Genomic DNA, 5,151 nt, shown 5'->3' on the forward strand with positions numbered 1-5,151 from the left:
CCCCCCGGGCAGTTGCCCGGGGGGTCCGCCGTCATGCCTCCAGGACCAGCCGCAGGAGTTCGCGCAGCGACCCGCGCTGCTCGGCGTCGAGCCGGGCCAGCGGGTCGCCGGCGAAGGGCATGCGGGCGCGCAGATCCGCGGCGACCTCGCGGCCGGCGGCGGTGGCGGCGACGTGCTTGACACGACGGTCGGCGGGATCGACGCTGCGCTCGACCAGGCCGCGGGACTCCAGGCGGTCGACGATCACCGTCACATTGGACGGCTCCGCGTGCAGCCGCTCGGCGATCCGGCGCGTCGGGACCGGGACCTCGGCGGCGAGCAGCGCCTTGGCCTGCAGCGCGGTCAGGTCGTGGGCCGCCGCGGCCGCCTCGGACTCCCGGCCGTAGCGGCGGTTGACGGCCGCGAAGAGTCCGACGATCTCCTGGGTGAGGTCATCCGGTGGGTGGGACATGGCCACCAGACTATCCAGGTGCTTGACAAAGTGAAATGTCAGCCCACATAGTTATGGATCATATTGGTTATGCTCCATAAGCACTGGGAGTCCAGCGAGATGAGCGACCGGACCGTCCTGATCACCGGCACCTCCTCCGGCATCGGCCTGGCCACCGCCGTCGCCGCCGCCCGCGCCGGCTGGCGCGTCATCGCCACCATGCGGAACACCGCCAAGGCCGGCCCGCTGCTGGCGGCCGCCGAGGAAGCCGGGGTCACCGTCGACCTCCGGACGCTCGACGTCACCGACCCCGCGTCGGTCCAGGCCTGCCTGGCCGGCGTCGACCGGCTGGACGCGCTGGTCAACAACGCCGGCGCCGGCCACATCGGCACCCTGGAGCAGGAGAGCGTCGACGACGTCCGCGCCGTCATGGAGGTCAACTTCTTCGGGGTGCTGCACACCACGAAGGCCGCCCTGCCCCTGCTGCGGGCGAGCAAGGGCCGCGTGCTGACCGTGACCAGCGTCGGCGGCGTGGTCGGCCAGCCCTTCAACGAGGCCTACTGCGCCGCCAAGTTCGCGGTCGAGGGCTACATGGAGTCCCTCGCCCCGGTCGCGGCCACCGCCGGCGTCTCCGTCAGCGTCGTCGAGCCGGGCGCGGTGGCCAGCGAGTTCGTCAGCAACGTGGGCCTGACGGACGACGCGGCCGAACAGGCCGGGCCGTACGCCCCGGCCCTGGCCGCCTACCTGGACCGCACCCGCGGCGCCTTCGCCAACGCCCAGGCGGCCGAGGACGTGGCCGCCGGGATCCTCGACCTGCTCGCCGCCGAACGACCCGCCTTCCGGGTGCTCACCTCCGACGTCGCCCGGGCCTTCGCCGGGGTCAAGCTCAAGGACCTCGACGGCTCGGCCGTCCAGGGCCTCACCTCCGGCTGGGTCGCATAGGGCCTGGCCCGTCGATCACCGGGGCACGGGGCCCGCGAGCGGTACGGTGGCCGGGCCGCCCCCGTCACCGGGCGGCGCGCCCGCGACGCCCTGGTCCGCCCGCCCGCGTCCGCCCAGGGGACCGGCCGGCCGGGGACCGGGGCGGGCGCGGCAAGGCCGCCGCGCCCACCCCGGCGCCGTCAGCCGGCCAGTTCCTCGCGCAGCAGGCGGGCGGCGCCGACCAGGCTCTCCAGCGAGGCCCGGGTCTCCGTCCAGCCGCGGGTCTTCAGCCCGCAGTCCGGGTTGACCCAGAGCCGCTCCGCCGGGATCGCCGCCAGGCCCGCGCGCAACAACGAGACGGCTTCGTCGGTGCTCGGGACGCGCGGGGAGTGGATGTCCCAGACGCCGGGGCCGACCTCGCGCGGGTAGCCCGCCTCGGCCAGCTCGCCGGCCACCTCCATGCGGGAGCGGGTGGCCTCCAGGGAGATGACGTCGGCGTCGAGTTCGTCGATCGCGGTCATGATCGCGCCGAACTCGGCGTAGCACATGTGGGTGTGGATCTGGGTGTCCGCGCGGACGCCGGAGGTGGCGAGGCGGAAGGCCTCGGTGGCCCAGGCCAGGTACGCCGGGCGGGCGGCGGCCCGCAGCGGGAGGGTCTCGCGCAGCGCCGGCTCGTCGACCTGCACGACGGCGGCGCCGGCCGCCTCCAGGTCGACGACCTCGTCGCGCAGGGCGAGGGCCACCTGCCGGGCGGTGTCGGCGAGCGGCTGGTCGTCGCGGACGAAGGACCAGGCGAGCATGGTGACCGGGCCGGTCAGCATGCCCTTGACCGGGCGGTCGGTCAGGCCCTGCGCGTAGCCGAACCAGTCGGTGGTCATCGGGTGCGGACGGGAGATGTCCCCGGCCAGCACCGGCGGGCGCACGTACCGGGTGCCGTACGACTGGACCCAGCCATGCCGGGTGGCGAGGTAGCCGGTGAGCTGCTCGGCGAAGTACTGGACCATGTCGTTGCGCTCGGGCTCGCCGTGCACCAGGACGTCCAGCCCGGCCTTCTCCTGGTAGGCGACGACCTCGCGGACCTCCGCCTCCATCCGCTCCCGGTAGGCCGGGGCGTCGATCCGACCCGCCGTCAGATCGGCGCGGGCGGTGCGCAGTTCGGTGGTCTGGGGAAAGGAGCCGATGGTGGTGGTCGGCAACAGCGGCAGCCCGAGCCGGGCGCGCTGGGCCTCGGCCCGCTGCGGGTACGCCTGGGCGCGCCGGGTGTCGTCGGCGGTGACGGCGGCGGCGCGGGCGCGCACCGCCGGGTCGCGGGTGATCGGGGAGTTGGCGCGGGAGGCGAGGTCGGCGCGGTTGGCGGCGAGCTCGGCGGTGATCGCGCCGGTGCCCTCGCGCAGGCCCCGGGCGAGCAGTGCCGCCTCGCCGGCCTTCTGTCGGGCGAAGGCCAGCCAGCGGGCGATCTGCGGGTCGATGTCGCGCTCCGCGGCGGCGTCGATCGGCACGTGCAGCAGCGAGCAGGACGGCGCCACGTCGACGGTGCCGGCGAGGCCGAGCAGGGTCGCCAGGGTCACCAGCGACTTCTCCAGGTCGTTGATCCAGATGTTGCGCCCGTCGATCACCCCCGCCACCAGCCGCTTGCCGGGCAGACCGCCGGCGGCGGCGAGGTCCTCCAGGTTGGCGGCGGCCGGGCCGGTGAAGTCCAGCGCCAGGCCCTCGACCGGGGCCTTGGCCAGCACCGGCAGCGCCTCGCCGAGCCGGTCGAAGTAGCTCGCGACCAGCAGCTTGGGCCGCTCGGTGAGACCGCCCAGCTCGCGGTAGGCGCGGGCGGCCGCGTTGAGCTCGGCCGGGGTGCGGTCCTGCACCAGCGCGGGCTCGTCCAGCTGCACCCACGCGGCGCCGGCGGCACGCAACTCGGCCAGCAGCCGGGCGTAGACGGGCAGCAGCCGGTCCAGCAGGGTGATCGGCTGGAAGTCCGCGCCCACCCCGGGCGCCGGCTTGGCGAGCAGCAGGTAGCTGACCGGCCCGACCAGCACCGGCCGGGCGGCGTGGCCGAGCAGCAGCGCCTCGCGCAGCTCGCCGACCGCCTTGGCCGGGTTCGCGGCGAACACCGTGTCCGGGCCCAACTCCGGCACCAGGTAGTGGTAGTTGGTGTCGAACCACTTGGTCATCTCCAACGGAGCGACGTCCTGGTTGCCGCGCGCCATCGCGAAGTACCCGGCCAGCGGGTCGGCGTCGACCGCCTCCCGGTGCCGCGGCGGGATCGCGCCGACCGCCACGGTGCTGTCCAGCACGTGGTCGTAGAGCGAGAAGTCGCCGGTCGGCACTTCTGCGACCCCCGCCTCGACGAGCTGCGCCCAGTTCGTCCGACGCAGGTCGGCGGCGGTCGCCAGCAGCGCCTCGGCCGCGACCGCGCCCTTCCAGTACCCCTCGATCGCCTTCTTCACTTCACGGCCCCGGCCCTGGCGGGGGTAGCCGTGGGCGGTGGCGACGCTCGCCGCGGCTGCGGACTTCGTGGTCAAGGGACTCTCCTTCGCGAGTCTGGATCCTCAAGTGCCCGGTGACGGCACGAGGACGCGAAGGGATGACGGACCGGACGGACGACCGCACCCGTGCGCGGCTCCGCCCGATATGGTCGCCGACCCGCCCACGAGGTCACCGGATGGCCGCGCGCGAACGCTCGCGCACGGGCAGTGGCAGGTCTTCGGACTCGCGGGCACACCCACCTCGGCCGAAACCGGGGCGGACACCTACTGGCCGTCGCTTCCCAGACCCGTCCCGGGTCCAGTGCGTATGACGGCGGTCGTTCCCACTCACCGCTGCGGGGCAGTCCCGGATTCCCACCGGGTTCCCTCTTGCGACGCGCCTGCCTGGCGGACAGGGCGAACCAGCTGCACCGCCAGCTTAGGGGCAAACCGTCGGCGTCGAGGCGGAAATCCCGCAAGGCGTCCGCGTGGTGAGACGCAGACTCCGCGCCCGGCCCCGGGCGGCGCACCCGGGGGCGGACGGCAGAATGTCTCCCATGCGGCACATCTTCGTCATCGGCATCGGCGCGGGCGACCCCGACCACCTCACCCTGCAGGCGATCAAGGCGATCGGTCGCACCGACGTCTTCTTCATCCTCGACAAGAGCGAGGAACGGCGGGACCTGATCGGGCTGCGTCGCCGGATGCTGGCCGACCACGGACGGCCCGGGCACCGCGTGGTCGAGGCGCCGGACGCCGAACGGGACCGCGCCACCCCCGCGTACGCGGCCGCCGTGGACGACTGGCGCGTCCGCCGCGCCGATCTGGTCGAACGGCTGGTCGCCGAGCACCTCGGCCCGGGCGAGAACGGCGCCTTCCTGGTCTGGGGCGATCCCGCCCTCTACGACAGCGTCATCGCCGTGGTGGACGACGTGTCGAACCGGGGCGGCGTGCCCTTCGCGTACGAGGTGGTTCCGGGCATCAGCAGCGTCTCCGCGCTCGCCGCCCGGCACCGCACCACGCTGACCCGGGTCGGCCGGCCGGTGCAGATCACCACCGGCCGCCGCCTCGCCGAGGGGTTCCCCGAGGGGGTGGACGACGTGGTGGTGATGCTCGACGGCCGGGCCGCCTTCGCCGGGATCGACCCCGAGGGGCTGGAGATCCGCTACGGCGCCTACCTCGGCACCCCCGACGAGGTGCTCGTCTCCGGTCCGCTCGCCGAGGCCGCCCCGCGCATCCGCGAGCTGCGTGAGCGGGCCCGGGAGCGCAAGGGCTGGATCATGGACACCTACCTGCTGCGACGCTCGGACGGCTGACCCGACGCCCTGTCTCTTATACACA

General features: G+C 74.2%; 4 protein-coding genes and 1 riboswitch. Of the genes, 2 read left to right on the forward strand and 2 right to left on the reverse strand.

Annotated features, from left to right (window positions below; genetic code table 11):
• Positions 1 to 31: 31 nt before the first annotated feature.
• Positions 32 to 451, reverse strand: coding sequence for a MarR family winged helix-turn-helix transcriptional regulator (locus ACWGKU_RS40350; protein ID WP_401052153.1), 420 nt, complete (start codon positions 449 to 451; stop codon positions 32 to 34).
• A gap of 69 nt (positions 452 to 520) precedes the next feature.
• Here ACWGKU_RS40350 and ACWGKU_RS40355 point away from each other — a divergent pair, with 69 nt between their 5' ends.
• Complete coding sequence (locus ACWGKU_RS40355; protein ID WP_452181091.1) at positions 521 to 1,372, forward strand: SDR family oxidoreductase; 852 nt, start codon at positions 521 to 523, stop codon at positions 1,370 to 1,372.
• A 179-nt stretch (positions 1,373 to 1,551) separates the two neighbouring features.
• On the opposite strand, the gene metE is transcribed toward ACWGKU_RS40355, so the two are convergent.
• The gene (metE, locus tag ACWGKU_RS40360) at positions 1,552 to 3,867 is read right to left on the reverse strand and encodes a 5-methyltetrahydropteroyltriglutamate--homocysteine S-methyltransferase (protein WP_452181051.1); all 2,316 of its coding nucleotides are present in this window, start codon (positions 3,865 to 3,867) and stop codon (positions 1,552 to 1,554) included.
• A 156-nt stretch (positions 3,868 to 4,023) separates the two neighbouring features.
• A riboswitch (cobalamin riboswitch) is annotated at positions 4,024 to 4,253 on the reverse strand.
• A gap of 114 nt (positions 4,254 to 4,367) precedes the next feature.
• Here metE and cobF point away from each other — a divergent pair.
• Positions 4,368 to 5,126: a precorrin-6A synthase (deacetylating) gene (gene cobF, locus ACWGKU_RS40365; protein WP_452181052.1), complete on the forward strand. Its 759-nt coding sequence runs from the start codon at positions 4,368 to 4,370 to the stop codon at positions 5,124 to 5,126.
• Positions 5,127 to 5,151: the final 25 nt, after the last annotated feature.

Source organism: Kitasatospora sp. NPDC054768, assembly GCF_053612025.1.

Bases quoted from the DNA above. Each gene is read 5' to 3' on its own strand.
- ACWGKU_RS40350 (WP_401052153.1), bottom strand. From the start codon at position 451: ATGTCCCACCCACCGGATGACCTCACCCAGGAGATCGTCGGACTCTTC.
- ACWGKU_RS40355 (WP_452181091.1), top strand. From the start codon at position 521: ATGCTCCATAAGCACTGGGAGTCCAGCGAGATGAGCGACCGGACCGTC.
- cobF (WP_452181052.1), top strand. From the start codon at position 4,368: ATGCGGCACATCTTCGTCATCGGCATCGGCGCGGGCGACCCCGACCAC.